Annotated in this window: 19 protein-coding genes and 2 riboswitches; of the genes, 15 read left to right on the top strand and 4 right to left on the bottom strand. The window is 61.4% G+C overall.

The window, feature by feature from the left end; genetic code table 11:
- The first annotated feature begins 575 nt into the window (after nt 1–575).
- The 11 genes from WMO64_RS11485 to WMO64_RS11435 all read left to right on the top strand — a co-directional run bounded on the left by WMO64_RS11485 (nt 576) and on the right by WMO64_RS11435 (nt 8,975).
- Entirely contained in the window at nt 576–1,394 is an 819-nt protein-coding gene (locus tag WMO64_RS11485; RefSeq protein WP_349232063.1) for an amidase domain-containing protein, read from the top strand.
- 33 nt (nt 1,395–1,427) lie between these two features.
- Nucleotides 1,428–2,078: a hypothetical protein gene (locus WMO64_RS11480; protein WP_349232062.1), complete on the top strand. Its 651-nt coding sequence runs from the start codon at nt 1,428–1,430 to the stop codon at nt 2,076–2,078.
- A gap of 118 nt (nt 2,079–2,196) precedes the next feature.
- Nucleotides 2,197–2,316, top strand: a riboswitch (molybdenum cofactor riboswitch).
- A gap of 148 nt (nt 2,317–2,464) precedes the next feature.
- Nucleotides 2,465–3,490 (top strand): molybdopterin-binding protein, encoded by a 1,026-nt coding sequence (locus tag WMO64_RS11475; protein WP_349232061.1) that lies wholly within the window; start codon nt 2,465–2,467, stop codon nt 3,488–3,490.
- 15 nt (nt 3,491–3,505) lie between these two features.
- Complete coding sequence (gene moaC / locus WMO64_RS11470) at nt 3,506–3,985, top strand: cyclic pyranopterin monophosphate synthase MoaC (RefSeq protein WP_349232060.1); 480 nt, start codon at nt 3,506–3,508, stop codon at nt 3,983–3,985.
- Nucleotides 3,978–4,973 carry a GTP 3',8-cyclase MoaA gene (gene moaA, locus WMO64_RS11465; RefSeq protein WP_349232059.1) on the top strand — a complete coding sequence of 332 codons (996 nt, stop codon included), beginning with the start codon at nt 3,978–3,980 and terminating at the stop codon, nt 4,971–4,973. The genes moaC and moaA overlap by 8 nt, the downstream gene beginning before the upstream one ends.
- 25 nt (nt 4,974–4,998) lie before the next feature.
- Nucleotides 4,999–5,436 carry an MOSC domain-containing protein gene (locus WMO64_RS11460; RefSeq protein WP_349232058.1) on the top strand — a complete coding sequence of 146 codons (438 nt, stop codon included), beginning with the start codon at nt 4,999–5,001 and terminating at the stop codon, nt 5,434–5,436.
- Between the two features lies 1 nt (nt 5,437).
- Entirely contained in the window at nt 5,438–5,923 is a 486-nt protein-coding gene (locus WMO64_RS11455) for a MogA/MoaB family molybdenum cofactor biosynthesis protein (RefSeq protein WP_349232057.1), read from the top strand.
- A gap of 63 nt (nt 5,924–5,986) precedes the next feature.
- A complete protein-coding gene (locus WMO64_RS11450) occupies nt 5,987–6,199 on the top strand; it encodes a TOBE domain-containing protein (RefSeq protein WP_349232056.1) in 213 nt (70 codons plus the stop codon).
- A gap of 7 nt (nt 6,200–6,206) precedes the next feature.
- A riboswitch (molybdenum cofactor riboswitch) is annotated at nt 6,207–6,328 on the top strand.
- A complete protein-coding gene (gene modA / locus WMO64_RS11445) occupies nt 6,322–7,152 on the top strand; it encodes a molybdate ABC transporter substrate-binding protein (protein ID WP_349232055.1) in 831 nt (276 codons plus the stop codon). It overlaps the preceding riboswitch by 7 nt.
- 75 nt (nt 7,153–7,227) lie before the next feature.
- Nucleotides 7,228–7,920 (top strand): molybdate ABC transporter permease subunit, encoded by a 693-nt coding sequence (gene modB, locus WMO64_RS11440; RefSeq protein ID WP_349232054.1) that lies wholly within the window; start codon nt 7,228–7,230, stop codon nt 7,918–7,920.
- On the top strand, nt 7,920–8,975 hold the full coding sequence (locus WMO64_RS11435) for a sulfate/molybdate ABC transporter ATP-binding protein (protein WP_349232053.1): 1,056 nt from the start codon (nt 7,920–7,922) through the stop codon (nt 8,973–8,975). The genes modB and WMO64_RS11435 overlap by 1 nt, the downstream gene beginning before the upstream one ends.
- A 39-nt stretch (nt 8,976–9,014) precedes the next feature.
- Here WMO64_RS11435 and WMO64_RS11430 read toward each other — a convergent pair whose 3' ends face one another.
- Nucleotides 9,015–9,383, bottom strand: coding sequence for a hypothetical protein (locus WMO64_RS11430; protein ID WP_349232052.1), 369 nt, complete (start codon nt 9,381–9,383; stop codon nt 9,015–9,017).
- A 225-nt stretch (nt 9,384–9,608) separates the two neighbouring features.
- Here WMO64_RS11430 and WMO64_RS11425 point away from each other — a divergent pair, with 225 nt between their 5' ends.
- Nucleotides 9,609–10,118: a deoxycytidylate deaminase gene (locus WMO64_RS11425; protein ID WP_349232051.1), complete on the top strand. Its 510-nt coding sequence runs from the start codon at nt 9,609–9,611 to the stop codon at nt 10,116–10,118.
- A 52-nt stretch (nt 10,119–10,170) separates the two neighbouring features.
- Here WMO64_RS11425 and WMO64_RS11420 read toward each other — a convergent pair whose 3' ends face one another.
- Both WMO64_RS11420 and WMO64_RS11415 read right to left on the bottom strand, forming a co-directional pair.
- Nucleotides 10,171–10,530: a GIY-YIG nuclease family protein gene (locus WMO64_RS11420; RefSeq protein ID WP_349232050.1), complete on the bottom strand. Its 360-nt coding sequence runs from the start codon at nt 10,528–10,530 to the stop codon at nt 10,171–10,173.
- A complete protein-coding gene (locus WMO64_RS11415; protein WP_349232049.1) occupies nt 10,523–11,011 on the bottom strand; it encodes a DUF6530 family protein in 489 nt (162 codons plus the stop codon). The genes WMO64_RS11420 and WMO64_RS11415 overlap by 8 nt, the downstream gene beginning before the upstream one ends.
- A gap of 171 nt (nt 11,012–11,182) precedes the next feature.
- On the opposite strand from WMO64_RS11415, the gene spoVAC reads away from it, so the two are divergent.
- The 3 genes from spoVAC (at nt 11,183) to WMO64_RS11400 (ending at nt 14,004) form a co-directional block, all read left to right on the top strand.
- A complete protein-coding gene (gene spoVAC, locus WMO64_RS11410; protein ID WP_349232048.1) occupies nt 11,183–11,626 on the top strand; it encodes a stage V sporulation protein AC in 444 nt (147 codons plus the stop codon).
- Between the two features lie 186 nt (nt 11,627–11,812).
- Entirely contained in the window at nt 11,813–12,370 is a 558-nt protein-coding gene (locus WMO64_RS11405) for an RNA polymerase sigma factor (protein ID WP_349232047.1), read from the top strand.
- Nucleotides 12,367–14,004, top strand: coding sequence for a hypothetical protein (locus WMO64_RS11400; protein ID WP_349232046.1), 1,638 nt, complete (start codon nt 12,367–12,369; stop codon nt 14,002–14,004). Before WMO64_RS11405 ends, WMO64_RS11400 begins: the two co-directional genes overlap by 4 nt.
- Nucleotides 14,005–14,110: 106 nt before the next feature.
- On the opposite strand, the gene WMO64_RS11395 is transcribed toward WMO64_RS11400, so the two are convergent.
- Nucleotides 14,111–14,301 (bottom strand): hypothetical protein (locus WMO64_RS11395; RefSeq protein ID WP_349232045.1); only part of this gene is annotated, 191 nt, incomplete at its 5' end.

Here is a 14,301-nt window from a genome sequence, read left to right as displayed (position 1 = left end):
AACGTGTAGTCCACAAATATAAATGATAAAATATCGAACCGAAAGGTTGCTCATACGAAAAGAATATGGTATATTTAAATAAAAAGGAGGTGATTAAAATGTTTATATAATGCGAAATGCACAAATTTTGGCAAGAGGTTTATGAAGCATGTCATTTAAATAAGAGAAAGTAAGGAAGACTTATGAAGAAAGTTATGTCTATTATACTTTCGGCGGTTATCCTTACGAGTGCGTTATGCACTTATACTTATGCTCTTGACAGGAAAAATGATAGCGCCGAGAATAAAATTACGCAGGTCGCAACGGAATATCTCTCGCGAGCTACACGAAATATGTATCTATTTGAAGATAATGACCTTGATTCTTTGTCAATTGCTTTAGTTATGGAAAACCCCTTAAATATATAGCAATTTAAGCAGAATAGAATTGAGTTAAGAGAATTTGCTGATAACTTAGAGCTAGTAAATGACAAAGTTTCATATTATAAATATGTTCGTTCTGCACAAGAAGGCTTCGTAAATGATTTTACTCAGAAATATACAGTTAAAAATATACAAATTTGCGATAATGTTGCAGTGGCTAATATAACTGAATTGTTGACTTGGCAATATGTTGACTATGATCTTCCATCTGCTGCCGAAATAAACTATAATGTTACATTAATCATGACGGAGGATAAATGGCTAGTTGCTTCGGTAGTGGCACCTGAAGAATATTTTGATCAAAAATACATTATTGGAGATACGGAATTCAACCTTGACACAAAAATTACTCAGTTTAATGTACGTTATGCAACTGAAAAAGCTGAATATAACGCTTATTTAGAAAATGAGAATAGAATTTCTGAGGCCCCTACAATTATTCGTACTAGTAGCTATGACCCTGACAAAGCTGTAGCCTACGCACAAAAATGGGCAATGTCCCGAAATGATGCCTTTATTGACTTTGGAAACGTAGACTGCATGAATTTTGCTTCTCAATGCATCTATGCTGGACTAGGTGGCCCAGAAAATACACCTGACACAGATTACATGGACAAATCAGGAAGTGATAAAACAGAGAGATGGTATTGGAATGATTATGAATCGTGGTGTTCTTGCAGTGATTTTAGAAATTATGTAAATGGAAGCGATGCCGCATTAAATACTGGCATTTATGAAATTGAAAATGGGGGACAGATGCCATTTTGGCACACAATTGTAGGGAGCATTGCTCATGTCAATACGGAGGCTGGAGGAGAATATGGGCACGCTATTGTTTTTATTGGCTATGAGTCCCCACTATTGAAAGATATCTATTTTTGCGCACACAGCACCAACAGGCTTAATGAGAAGTTTGGTTTACATTATCCTGACAGCCCTGCATATGTAATTACACCTGAATCATTGTCATAATAAGCGTTCAAATGCCGCCGGAAGGGGATAGCCTTGTACAGACAGAGGATTTTATTTGCGCTCCTGCTCGGCCTTTCTCTGGTTTTGACCGGTTGCTCCGGCGGAAAGGAACTCACCGCCGGGCAGATTGAGGCCGTCAACGCCGCGTTTGAGCCGGTGGTACCGGCGGAGGAGGGGGACATTGCCGCCGGACAAGGGCCAGAGGGCGCTTTTACGGTCAATCCCATCACGCATTTCTTCACCTCCTGCTATGAGACGCCGGAGGAGCTGGACCTGGGGAAGTTCGTGGCCTATATCCCCAGCGACAGCCCGCTCTCCCCGGGCGATGAGGACGAGCTGGACGCCCTCCGGGCCGCAGGCTTCCCGGTGTCCTTCGACCGGGTGGAGGACGCCCCTGTTGTTATCAAAAGGGTTCCCTTTTCCACTGTGGACGCATACTTGCAGCGCTACGCCGGGGTTTCCTTGTCGGCCATGGAAAATCCGGGAGACGCCTGGTATCTGGAGGACTATGGGTGCTTTTACAGCCTTGCCAGCGATTTCAACCCCGGCAGCTTTGCCTGCACCCGCGGCGTACAGCGCGGGGACAGCCTTGTCCTGTACAGCGCGGACGCCGTGCTGACGCTTGCACGGAGCGGCGATACCTGGCAGATTATCTCCCACCTGCCCGCGGAGGACCCGGAATAAGTATATGAATGGCCCGCATCCACAGCTTTGTGGATGCGGGCCGCGCTTTTGGGGGCGGAATGGAAGAAAACGGACTTTTCTGTTGCAATCCGCCGTGGCGTGTGGTACGATTTTCATAATATTGTACATGCTCCGAGCGGGACCGCCTAAGGGCAACTGGCCTATGGCGCACCGCCGGGGTCGGGCTGGAAACGGCCCGGCCTTCCGCCTTTTGAAAAGGAGCAGCTTTCGCCCAAGGGGGTAGTGTACCCTTTTTTACCCTTTTGGCCCTTTTTCGGGAGTGCTGCTGACAGGCGGCACTCCCGTTTTTTGTTGCGGAAAGAGGCGGAAACCATGGACAGAAGACCACAGAAAACTAGATCTTGAACTGCCAGGAGGGGCTGCACATGAAGCTGATCGATACCCGCAATGCGGTGGGGCACGTGCTCTGCCATGATCTGACCCAGATCATCCCCGGCGTCACCAAGGACGCCCGGTTCCGCAAAGGCCATGTGGTCCGGGAGGAGGACATCCCCGTCCTGCTCTCCATGGGCAAGGAGCACCTGTACGTGTGGGAGAAGGAGCCGGGCATGCTCCACGAGAACGAGGCGGCGGAGCGGCTGCGGGCCCTGTGCCAGAATGAGCACATGCACCCCACGCCGGTGAAGGAGGGTAAAATTGAGCTTATAGCCGACTGCGACGGCCTGTTTCAGGTGGACGTGGAGCGGCTCAACGCCCTCAACAGCGAGGACGAGATCATGATCGCCACCCGCCACACCAACACGGCGGTCCGCAGGGGGGACAAGCTGGCGGGCACCCGCATCATTCCCCTGGTCATCGCCGAGGAGAAGCTGAAGACGGTGGAGGCCAAGGCGGGGGACACCCCTATCCTGCGCCTGACCCCCTGGAAGCTGAAGACCTGCGGCCTCATCACCACCGGCAGCGAGGTGGCCAATGGGCTGATCCAGGACAGCTTTACTCCCGTGATCGTGGACAAGCTGGCGGCCTACGGCATCCGGGTGACGGAGCACTGCCTGCCCGGCGACGACCGGGCCGCCATCACCGCCGCCGCCCTGGCCTTCCGGGACAGGGGAGTGGACATGGTGCTGTGCACCGGCGGCATGAGCGTGGACCCGGACGACCGGACTCCCGGCGCCATCCGGGACACCGGGGCGGAGATTGTCTCCTACGGCGCACCCGTCCTGCCGGGGGCCATGTTCCTGCTGGGGTACTTTGACAGCGGCGTGCCCATTATGGGCCTGCCCGGCTGCGTCATGTACGCCAAGGCCACAGTGTTCGACCTGGTGCTGCCCCGCATCGCCGCCGGAGTGCGGGTGAGCCGGGCGGAGCTGAAGGCCATGGGCCACGGCGGTCTGTGCCTGGGCTGCGGGGAGTGCCATTACCCCGTCTGCCCCTTCGGCAAGGGCGTATGACAAGGAGGGAACGGAATGGAACCGACCATGAACCACTTTGACCGGGAGGGCAACGCCATCATGGTGGATGTGGGCGGCAAGGAGCCCACAGTGCGTACCGCCACGGCAGAGGGACTCATTAGAGTGTCCCGGCCGGTGCTGGAGGCCATCACCGGCCGCACCGCCGCCAAGGGGGACATGCTGGGCGTAGCCCGGGTGGCGGGCATTATGGCCGTCAAGCGGACCTGGGAGCTGATCCCCCTGTGCCATCCTCTGGCCCTGAGTCACGCGGCGGTGGACTTTGAGATCCTGGAGGAGCAGTGTGCCGTCCGGGCGGAGTGCACCGTCAGGCTTACCGGCCGGACCGGCGTGGAGATGGAGGCCCTCACCGGGGTGACGGTGGCCCTGCTGACGGTGTACGACATGTGCAAGGCCATGGACAAGGGCATGGAGATCACCGGCGTCCGCCTGCTGTACAAGGAGGGGGGCAAGTCGGGGGTGTACCACTGTGTATAAACCGGAGGAGGGCCTGCGGGACGGGTACGGCCGGGCCATCCGCTATCTGCGGGTGTCGGTGACCGACCGGTGCAACCTGCGCTGCCGCTACTGCATGCCGGAGGACGGGGTGGACTGGATGGACCACAGCAATCTGCTGTCCTACGAGCAGATTGCCCGGCTGGTGGGGCTCTTTGCCAAGCTGGGGGTGGAGAAGGTGCGCCTTACCGGCGGGGAGCCTCTGGTGCGCCGGGACCTGCACCGGCTGGCGGCCGCCGTCAGCGGCACACCGGGAATACGGGAGGTGGCCGTCACCACCAACGGCGTGCTGCTGGCCGAGCAGCTCCCCGGCCTGGTGGCGGCGGGGCTCACCGGGGTGAACATGAGCCTGGACACCCTGGACCGGGAGCAGTTCGCCGCCATCACTAGGCGGGACCAGCTGCCGGCCGCTCTGGCCGGGCTGGAGGCGGCCCTGGCAGTGCCCGGGCTGAAGGTGAAGCTCAACTGCGTCCCCATGGGGGAGAACGACAGCCAATTGGTCCCTCTGGCCGCCCTGGCACGGGACAGGGAATTGTCGGTCCGGTTCATCGAGCTGATGCCCATCGGCCTGGGAGGAAGCCTTCCCCGCCGCACCGAGGCGGAGGTGCTGGAACGGCTGGAAAAGGCCTTTGGACCGGCACAGCCCTGTGCCCAGGACCAGGGGGGCGGCCCCGGCCGGTATGTGACCTTCTCGGGCTTCCGGGGCCGGGTGGGCTTCATCAGCGCCATGACCCACCGGTTCTGCGACCGGTGCAACCGGGTGCGGCTCACCTCCTCCGGGTTTCTGAAGACCTGCCTCCAGTATGACCGGGGCGTGGAACTCAAACCACTGCTGGACGCCGGCGCGGAGGACGGCGACATCCTGGCCGCCATCCGGAGGGCCATCGGGGAAAAGCCGGCGGGGCACCACTTCGCCGGGCCGGCGGCCCAGGGAGACGAGGCCCGGAATATGAGCCAGATCGGCGGATAAAAACAAAATATGTGAGGTGTTTGCCATGGGCAAGGTGATTGCCGTGTGCATCAGTGAGAAAAAGGGGACCCAGAAGAAGAACGTGGGCACCGCCCAGGTGGTGGAGGACTGGGGCATCCAGGGGGACGCCCACGCGGGGAAGTGGCACCGGCAGGTGTCCCTGCTGTCCCACGAGCAGGTGGAGGCCTTCCGGGCCCGGGGCGCCGTGGTGGACCACGGGGCCTTTGGGGAGAACCTGGTGGTGGAGGGCTATGACTTCAAGACCCTGCCCATCGGGACCAAATTTCAGTGCAACGACGTGGTACTGGAGCTGACCCAGATCGGCAAGGAGTGCCACTCCCACTGCGAGATCTACAAGGTGATGGGGGAGTGCATCATGCCCCACGAGGGCGTGTTCACCAAGGTGCTCCACGGCGGGACCATCTCCGTGGGGGACCAGCTAACTATTGTGGAGGAGGGGTAATATGCGGGCGGCCATCATCACCCTCAGCGACTCCGGCTACGCCGGACAGCGGGAGGACAGGAGCGGCCCGGTGATCCGGGCCATGGCGGAGGAGGCGGGCTATGAGGTGGTGCACACCGCCCTGCTGCCCGACGGGGTGGAGCCCCTGGCCGGGGAGCTGAAGCGGCTGTGCGACGGGGACCTGGCCGACCTGGTGCTCACCACCGGCGGCACCGGCTTTTCTCCCACCGACCTGACCCCCGAGGCCACCCTGTCCGTGGTGGAGCGGCTCGCCCCCGGCATCGCCGAGGCCATGCGGTGGCAGTCCCTCCAGATCACCCCGCGGGCCATGCTCAGCCGGGCGGCCGCGGGCATCCGGGGCAAAACCCTCATCGTCAACCTGCCGGGCAGCCCCAAGGCGGTGCGGGAGTGCCTGGAGTTCATCCTGCCCGCCCTGGGCCACGGCCTGGAGATCCTACGGGGCACGGCGGGCAACTGCGCCCGATAAATCCGGTTCCGCCTCCCTGCGGGGAGTTTGGAATAAAATGCAAACGGGAAGGAGGGAAAAACAGTGAAGATCAGCGCGAGAAATCAGTTCAAGGGGACCATTCTCTCCATCGAGGAGGGGGCGGTCAACGGCATTGTGCGGCTGGACATCGGCGGCGGCAATGTGGTGACCTCCACCATCTCCATGGCGTCCATCCGGGAACTGGGCCTGAAGGTGGGCGGCACGGCCTATGCCGTGGTCAAGGCCACCTCGGTCATGATGGCGGTGGACGACTGAGTCCCCCGCTGCCTCAGCACTTCGAGCCCGTACCGCCTAAGGGACAGCGCGTCCTATGGCGGCGGGCCGGGGTATATCTGGAAACGGGTATGCCTACCGTATTTGTGAAGGAGTTTTGAGAAATGAAAAAGGTATTTGCCCTGGTCCTGGCCCTGGCGATGGCCCTGGGACTGACCGCCTGCACATCCACCACCGGCGGAGAGACCGGGGAGGAGACCGTGGATGTGGTGGTGTTTGCCGCCGCGTCCATGGAGGCCTCCCTCACCGAGATCGCCCAGCAGTACAAGACGGTTGCCCCCAACGTGAACCTGGTGTTCACCTTTGACTCCTCCGGCACCCTCAAGACCCAGATCGAGGAGGGCGCCGTGTGCGACCTGTTCATCTCCGCCGCCCAGAAGCAGATGAACCAGCTGGACAGCGCCGACACCACCGGCACCAACACCGACGGCCTGGATTTCGTGTACAGCGACACCCGGATCGACCTGGTGGAGAACAAGGTGGTGCTGGCGGTGCCCGACGACAACCCCAAGGACATCCAGACCTTCTCCGATCTGGGCACCGACAAGCTGTCACTGCTCTGCCTGGGCAACGACGACGTGCCCGTGGGCGCCTACTCCCTGGAGATCCTGGACACCCTGGGCATCGACATCGCCCAGCTGGAGAACGACGGCAAGGTGACCTATGCCTCCAACGTCTCCGAGGTGGCCAACCAGGTGAAGGAGGGGGCCGTGGACTGCGGCATCATATACGCCACCGACGCCAACACCTATGAGCTCAAGGTCGTGGACCAGGCCGCTGCCGACATGTGCAGCCAGGTCATCTACCCCGCCGCCGTGATGAAGAGCGGCACCGAGGGGGCCAAGGACGCCGCCCAGGCCTTCCTGGACTACCTGCACACCGATGAGAACGCCGTCTCCGTGCTGGAGGGCGTGGGCTTCACGGTGCTGCCCTGAGGGGCTGCTGAAACGCTGAGGGCCGGCGCATACCGCGCCGGCCCCTGGCAGCGATGAAAGTGCAGGTGATCCGATATGGACTGGTATCCCCTCTTGAACTCTCTGCGCATTGCGGCCATCTCCACGGCCATCATCTTTTTCTTGGGCCTCGCCGCGGCCTACTACGTAGCCAAGCTGCCCCGGCTGCTCAAGGGCGTGCTGGACGTGGTGCTCACCCTGCCCCTGGTGCTGCCCCCCACGGTGGTGGGGTACTTCCTCCTGCGCATCATGGGCCCCAAACGGCCCCTGGGCATGTGGTTCCTGACCCAGTTCGACCTGCGGCTGACCATGGTGTGGTACTCGGCGGTGTTCGCCTCGGCGGTGGTGGCATTCCCCCTCATGTACCGCACCGCGCGGGGGGCCTTTGAGTCGTTCGACCCCACCCTGGCCCACGCCGCCCAGACCCTGGGCCGCTCCAACACCTGGATCTTCTGGCGGGTGCGGATGCCGGTGTGCCGCCAGGGCATCATCGCCGGCACGGTGCTGGCCTTTGCCCGCGCCTTGGGCGAGTACGGCGCCACCGCCATGATCGCCGGCTACACCCCCGGCAAGACCGCCACCATCTCCACCACCGTCTACCAGCTCTGGCGCACCGGCGACGACGCCGGAGCCATGCGTTGGGTGCTGGTCAACCTGGCCATCTCCGCCGTGGTGCTGCTGGCGGTGAACATGCTGGAGAAGAAGGACCGCCGCCCCCGCCGGGCGGCCCCCTCCGGGGAGGTGGCGTGATGTCCCTTGTGGTGGATATCCGAAAAAACTACGGAAAATTTCAGCTGGATGTGTCCTTTGAGACGGGCAGCGGCCACGTGACCGGCCTGCTGGGGGCCTCCGGCTGCGGCAAGAGCGTGACACTCAAGTGCATCGCGGGCATCGAGACCCCCGACGCGGGGCGCATCATCCTGGACGGACGGGTGCTCTTTGACAGGGAGAAGGGCATCAACCTCTCCCCTCAGCGCCGCCGCGTGGGTTACCTCTTTCAGAACTACGCCCTGTTCCCCAACATGACCGTAAAGCAGAACATCACCGTGGGCGTCCGGGACCGGAAGGCCCGGGAGGAGACGGCGGAACGGCTCATAAAAGCCTTTGGCCTGGAGGGAAACGAGCACAAATACCCCCGCCAGCTCTCCGGCGGCCAGCAGCAGCGGACCGCCCTGGCCCGCATCCTGGCCAGCGAGCCGGAGGCCCTGCTGCTGGACGAGCCCTTCTCCGCCCTGGACAGCTATCTGAAGTGGCAGGTGGAGGGGGAGCTGGCCGATCTGCTGGAGGGCTTTGCCGGGCCGGTGCTCTTTGTCACCCACAGCCGGGACGAGGTGCGCCGCATCTGCCAGCAGGCCTGCGTCCTGGACCGGGGCAGGGCCCAGGCGGTGCTGCCGGTGGACGAGCTGTTCCGGGCCCCGCGGACTCTGTCGGCCTGTCTGCTCTCCGGGTGCAAGAATGTGTCCCGGGCCAGACCGGCGGAGGGCGGGAAAATTGAGGCCCTGGACTGGGGCGTCACCCTGGACCCGGGCCGCCCTCTGCCCGAGAACCTCACCCATGTGGGCATCCGGGCCCACTTCGTCCGCCCGGCGGACGGACCCGGCCCCAACCGGTTGCTGTGTACCCCCGGGCGGGTGGTGGAGGAGATGTTCTCCACCGCTGTGACCCTGTTCACCCCCGGCGGGGACAAGGGCTTCGCCCGGCTGCGGATGGAGCTGAGCCGGGAGGGCTGGGCCGCCCTGAGAGAGCCGGAGCAGCTGTGGGTGGAGCTGCCGCCCGAGTCCCTGCTTCTGCTCAACGGAGGATAACAAAAACGTCCTGGACAACTGCCGTCCAGGACGTTTCTTTCAGGATTTCTCTTCAAAACTGGCGCCGCAGCTGCGGCAGGTGACGGTGATTTTTCCCTTGCCCTTGGGCACCCGCAGCTGCTGGCCGCAGTTGGGGCACTTGAAGTAGCGGTGATCCTTGTCCCGGTGGATGGTCCGGCGCAGCCGGAACCACCGGATGGCGGGGCCGGCCAGCTGCATGAACTTGTTGTTCTCCGCCCGCCGCCGGGAGATATTCCGGGAGAACAGGCGGAACACCACATAGGCCGCCACCACCAGTGCAACCCAGCACACCAACTCCAGCCGCAGCAGACTGCCCGCCAGATAGAGCACCAGATACACCGCAATCAGGAACAAGGAGAACTGATCGACGCCATATCGGCCATACATAAATCTCTGCAGCCAATTCATCGAGCGAACGTCTCCTTCTCAGCGGAAGAATGGCCCCAGCGGGACCGGGAGTCCGGCCACCTGGCCTTCCGCGGTACTTTTTATAACAGTAATGATACCGTTTTGAAGGTTTTCCGTCAAGGCACCAGACGTAAACAATATGTGAATAATCCCTTGAAAGCACAGGGGAAAGCGGTTATACTGGACAAAAACAGGAGGTGCTACGTGAAGCGAATCGACAAGGAGAACTACTATCTGGACATCGCCGAGACAGTGGCCGAGCGGTCCACCTGCCTGCGCCGGTGCTATGGCGCCATTATTGTCCGCAATGACGAGATCATCGCCACCGGTTATAACGGCGCGCCCCGGGGCCGCCGCAACTGCGTGGATCTGAACTACTGCACCCGGGAGGCCCTGAAGATCCCCTCCGGTGAGCGGTATGAGCTGTGCCGCAGCGTCCACGCCGAGGCCAACGCCATCATCTCCGCCGCCCGCAGCGAGACCCTGGGCGCCACCCTCTACATGGCGTGCAAGAATCCCGCCACCGGCGCCCTCATCGCCGGGTCCACCTCCTGCGCCATGTGCCGCCGTCTCATCATCAACGCCGGCATCCAGCGGGTGGTCATCCGGAACACCGAGACGGAGTACTCCGTGGTCCACGTGGAGGACTGGGTGCGGGAGGACGACTCCCTGCCCCAGGAGCGCTGCTCCTGCTGCGGGGACGGTAAAGCGTAAAAAAAATCAAATCCACCAGCTGCCGGGCGCTCAGCCGGCGGCTGGTGGATTTTTATTTGGTGTAAAATTCCGCGCCCTCCGCAGCCAATCGCTCCCGCCACAGGGCAGCCAGAGCCTCCAGATCCGCCTTGAACTGGGCGTCGGTCTGGTCCGCCCCCTTCTTCAGCTCCTCCAACACAGTGAAGGTGAAGGACCCGGCGCCGTATTTGTTCCAGTCGGCGGCCAGGGGGAGAAAGGTGCACGAGCCGGTGGCGGCGGAGAACTGGAAGCGGTTGCGCAGGCCCGCCGGGTCGGCAACGGCGCTGAGCAGCACCCGGTTGTTCGCTGTGCAGCGGATGGCGCACACGCCGCCCACCACGGTCCGCTCCCGCCAGGCGGACAGCAGCTCTTTTTGATGTTCCGTCTTAGCCATGATATCCCAGCTCCCCCAGAATGCGTGCCAGCACCTGCATCCGCTCCCCCAGCAACTCCCCATCCCGGGCCAGCGCGTCCTGGAAGAGGCGGATATCCTCCTGGATGTGGTCGTTCTCCGTGCACACCGACACCGTCATGGCGTCCCCCTGGAGGCCTACCCGGTCGATATCAGGGTGGTCGGGGTCGTAGAAATCGGGGTACTTGTAGCTCTCCTCCCGCAGGTAGAGCTGGGCACGGCAGGTGAGAATGGCCAGGTCCAGCACCCGGTGGAGGGGCAGCTCCTCCGACTGGCGGGACCACTTCTCCCCGGTATATCGCCACACCTTGGCCGAGATGTCCACCCGGCCCCGGTCATTCCACTGGGCCAGCCCCAGGGAGAGCCCCTTGGCGTCGGTCTGGTAGGCAGACCGGCCGTCGATGTGGTCATAGTCCTCTGCCACAATGACGGGCTTGTGTTTCAATGACGTGGGAATGCGCATAAGACCGCTCCTTGCAATTTAGTAAATTAGTAATTTAGTAAATTTCAAGAGCGAGAATAACACATCGCCATCCGTCTGTCAAGAGAGAGGGAAAAAGCGGCGGCCTGCTTGCCGTATAATTCCGGCCTGTCCGGAAAAACTGGAGGAGAAAAGGAGGTGCGGACAGGCTCTATGGATATGACCAACAGAGAATACGAAAAATACGTGGAGAAAAAAGCGGCGCCGTCCCCTACACCCAAGAATCTGGCCTGGGCCTTTGTCACCGGCGGACTGATCTGCACGGTGGGACAGGGTCTGCTCAACCTGTACCGTTCCATGGGCCTCAGCGAGACCGGCGCGTCCATCGCCGTTTCCGTGACGCTGATTTTCCTGGCGGTGCTCTTTACCGGCCTGGGCTGGTTCGACAAGCTGGCCAAACACGCCGGTGCGGGCACCCTGGTCCCCATTACCGGCTTTGCCAACGCCATGGCCGCCCCCGCCCTGGAGTTCCGCAGCGAGGGGCTCATCATGGGCGTGGGGGCCAAGCTGTTCGTCATCGCCGGGCCGGTGCTGGTGTACGGCATCAGCGCCAGCGTGATCTACGGGCTGCTGCTGGTACTGTTCACCGGACACTGAAAACAAGTTGACATAAAATCACAGCCGTCCGCCGTTCCGAAGGGAATGGTGGGCGGCTGTGCTGTGTTCAGGGAAAATTGACGGCGTCCGGGCGGATATGATAAATTCTTTTCCACAGGAAGCGTCATATCCCGGTCCGGATTTCGTCTCAATGGGTGAAAGGGAAAGAACAAAGGAGGGATTCCCGTGGAGGACGCAAACATTGTGGCGCTGTACTGGCAGCGGGACCAGGGGGCCATCACCGCCTCGGACGAGAAGTACGGCACGCTCTGCCACAGCCTCTCCTTCAACATCCTCCAGACCCATGAGGATGCGGAGGAGTGCGTCAACGACACCTGGCACCGGGCCTGGGACACCATGCCGCCCCAGAAGCCCAACTCCCTGCGGGCCTATTTCTGCCGCATCGTCCGCAACCTGTCCATCGACCGGTGGCGGGCCCGGTACAGCCGGAAGCGGGGCGAGGGGATGGGCAGCCTGGTGCTGGAGCTGGAGGAGTGCGTGCCGGCCGTGCCCAGCGCCGAGGAGCAGTGGGAGACGGAGGAGATCGGCGCCGCCGTGGAGCGGTGGCTAAGGCAGCAGCGGGCGGAGGACAGACAGCTGTTTGTGGGCCGGTATTTTTACGGCGCGGCGGTGCGGGACCTGGCCGCCGGGCTGGGATGCTCCCCCAACGGCACCACCCAGCGGCTGCGCCGTCTGCGGCAGTCCCTCCGCCGGGCGCTGGAGGAGGAAGGAGTGACATTATGAGCAGAGCGAGCGAGAGGCTGCTGGAGGCCATGAATCATCTGCCTGACGCCACCCTGGAGGAGGCTGTCCCGGGGACGGTCAGGAAAAAGCCGAGTTGGAAGAAGTGGGCGGCCCTGGCGGCCAGCCTGGCCGTGGTGGTGCTGGGGGTGGGCATCTTCACCGGGTTCATCCCCCTGCTGGGTGGACGAGCGGGACAGAACGGCTCGGGCAGCGACGGTGCGTCGGTCTTTATGTCCTACGCCGGGCCGGTGTTCCCCCTGACCCTGAGAGAGGAGAACGCCGCCATTGCGGCACAGCGGAACATCACACTGGATTTTGAACCCTGGGTGCCGGTGTGGATCTCCAACCAGGAGGAGGCCGACTCCCGCACCTGGCTGACTGAGACGGAGCGGCAGGATGTGCTGGAGTTCTATAACGAGCACTATCCTGAGGGCGGGCGATACGAGAGCAGCACCGATATTCTGGTGACGGATTCCTACACCCTGACCAACACCTCGGCGGAGGACCAGACCCTGACCGTCCTCTACCCCTTTGTGTCCGGGCTGGACAGTCTGGAAGAGAACCGGCCCACTCTGACAGTGGACGGGACAGAGCTGGAGACCACCCTGCGGGTGGGCACCTATGCGGGAGGCTTTGAAGGCGTATGGGGCGCAGACGACCCGGAGGGCACCGCGAACCTGGCCTATCCCCACAGCTGGACGGACTATCAGGCACTGCTGTCCGATGGCAGCTACCTGGAGAACGCCCTGGGACCCGGCCCCGATGTGACCGGCGTGCCGGTGATTGTCTACAAGCTGACCAACCCCTACAGCCCCGAGCGGGATGAGGAGGCGGGCATCACCAACCCCACTCTGCGGGTCACCTTCAACCTGGATTACGACAAGACCACCATCCTGACCTACGGCTTCCACGGCGCGTCCTATGACCGGGAGACGGGGGTTATGATTCAGGAGTTTTCCATCCCGCAGCCGGGACAGTATGACTACGGCAGCAAGGAATTCTACCTCCTGGTGCTGGGGGAGGACGTGGAGAACATGACCATTCAGGGCTACGCCAACGGCAGCCTGGAGGAGGACGCCCTGGTGCTGGAGGGCTGCGGGGCTACCGTGGAGCGGTATGAGAGCGATTTGGACACCATGCTCCGGCAGCTGCTGCCCCTCATCTGGGAGGAGAGAGGGCAGGAAGACGCGGACTTCGAGCTGTACTACCGGGCTTTTCTGGAGCAGCTGCTCTCTTACGGGGTGCTGTCCGACGACCCGGTGGAGCGGTACGACACCGGCTGGCTGGAGAACATCGAGGAAGGCATGGTCCGGGTGTGCTGGCTGGAGGCTCAAATCACGGTACCAGCCGGAGGGACAGTCAGCCTGACCGCGTCCATGACCAAGGCGGGCAGCTATGACTTCAACTGCACCGGGACAGACAACGTGGGCGTGTGCGGCTACGACCTGGTGACCAAGCTGGGCTCCAACCTGGCCTGTGCCACCCAGACCGCCACCCTGGAGGACAGAGGACAGATCGAAATCGTCCGCCAGAACTTCGGCTTTGATCTGGAGCAGGGTATCACCACTGTCACCCTGGACCCGGCGGAGGAGCACTACTACCTGGAAGTGCGGGCCGCCAGAGAGAAAGGGTAAGGATAAACACGGGGCCCTGCCGCCGGAACGGCGGCAGGGCCCTCCAAGCCGTATGCACGCAAAAACTTGAACATTATAACAAAAACTACTTGACAAAAACGGGAATCTATCGTACAATATAGCCAGAAAGAAAGAGGTGAGTCCGATGGGCTGAAAGGCTCGGGAAACCAAGGAAACCAAGGAAACCAAGGAAACCAAGGAAACCAAGGAAACCAAGGATACCAAGGATACCAAGGATACCAAGGATACCAAGGATACCAAGGATACCAAGGATACCAAGGATACCAAGGATACCAA

Source organism: Pseudoflavonifractor intestinihominis (assembly GCF_040096055.1).
Taxonomy (GTDB): domain Bacteria; phylum Bacillota; class Clostridia; order Oscillospirales; family Oscillospiraceae; genus Pseudoflavonifractor; species Pseudoflavonifractor intestinihominis.
This window is presented reverse-complemented; position numbering and strand designations above follow the sequence as displayed.

Excerpts from the sequence above, each read along its gene's own strand:
- WMO64_RS11475 (WP_349232061.1), top strand. The coding sequence starts at position 2,465 with ATGAAGCTGATCGATACCCGCAATGCGGTGGGGCACGTGCTCTGCCAT.
- moaC (WP_349232060.1), top strand. The coding sequence starts at position 3,506 with ATGGAACCGACCATGAACCACTTTGACCGGGAGGGCAACGCCATCATG.
- WMO64_RS11460 (WP_349232058.1), top strand. The coding sequence starts at position 4,999 with ATGGGCAAGGTGATTGCCGTGTGCATCAGTGAGAAAAAGGGGACCCAG.
- WMO64_RS11455 (WP_349232057.1), top strand. The coding sequence starts at position 5,438 with ATGCGGGCGGCCATCATCACCCTCAGCGACTCCGGCTACGCCGGACAG.
- modA (WP_349232055.1), top strand. The coding sequence starts at position 6,322 with ATGAAAAAGGTATTTGCCCTGGTCCTGGCCCTGGCGATGGCCCTGGGA.
- modB (WP_349232054.1), top strand. The coding sequence starts at position 7,228 with ATGGACTGGTATCCCCTCTTGAACTCTCTGCGCATTGCGGCCATCTCC.
- WMO64_RS11435 (WP_349232053.1), top strand. The coding sequence starts at position 7,920 with ATGTCCCTTGTGGTGGATATCCGAAAAAACTACGGAAAATTTCAGCTG.
- WMO64_RS11430 (WP_349232052.1), bottom strand. The coding sequence starts at position 9,383 with ATGTATGGCCGATATGGCGTCGATCAGTTCTCCTTGTTCCTGATTGCG.
- WMO64_RS11420 (WP_349232050.1), bottom strand. The coding sequence starts at position 10,530 with ATGGCTAAGACGGAACATCAAAAAGAGCTGCTGTCCGCCTGGCGGGAG.
- WMO64_RS11415 (WP_349232049.1), bottom strand. The coding sequence starts at position 11,011 with ATGCGCATTCCCACGTCATTGAAACACAAGCCCGTCATTGTGGCAGAG.
- spoVAC (WP_349232048.1), top strand. The coding sequence starts at position 11,183 with ATGGATATGACCAACAGAGAATACGAAAAATACGTGGAGAAAAAAGCG.
- WMO64_RS11400 (WP_349232046.1), top strand. The coding sequence starts at position 12,367 with ATGAGCAGAGCGAGCGAGAGGCTGCTGGAGGCCATGAATCATCTGCCT.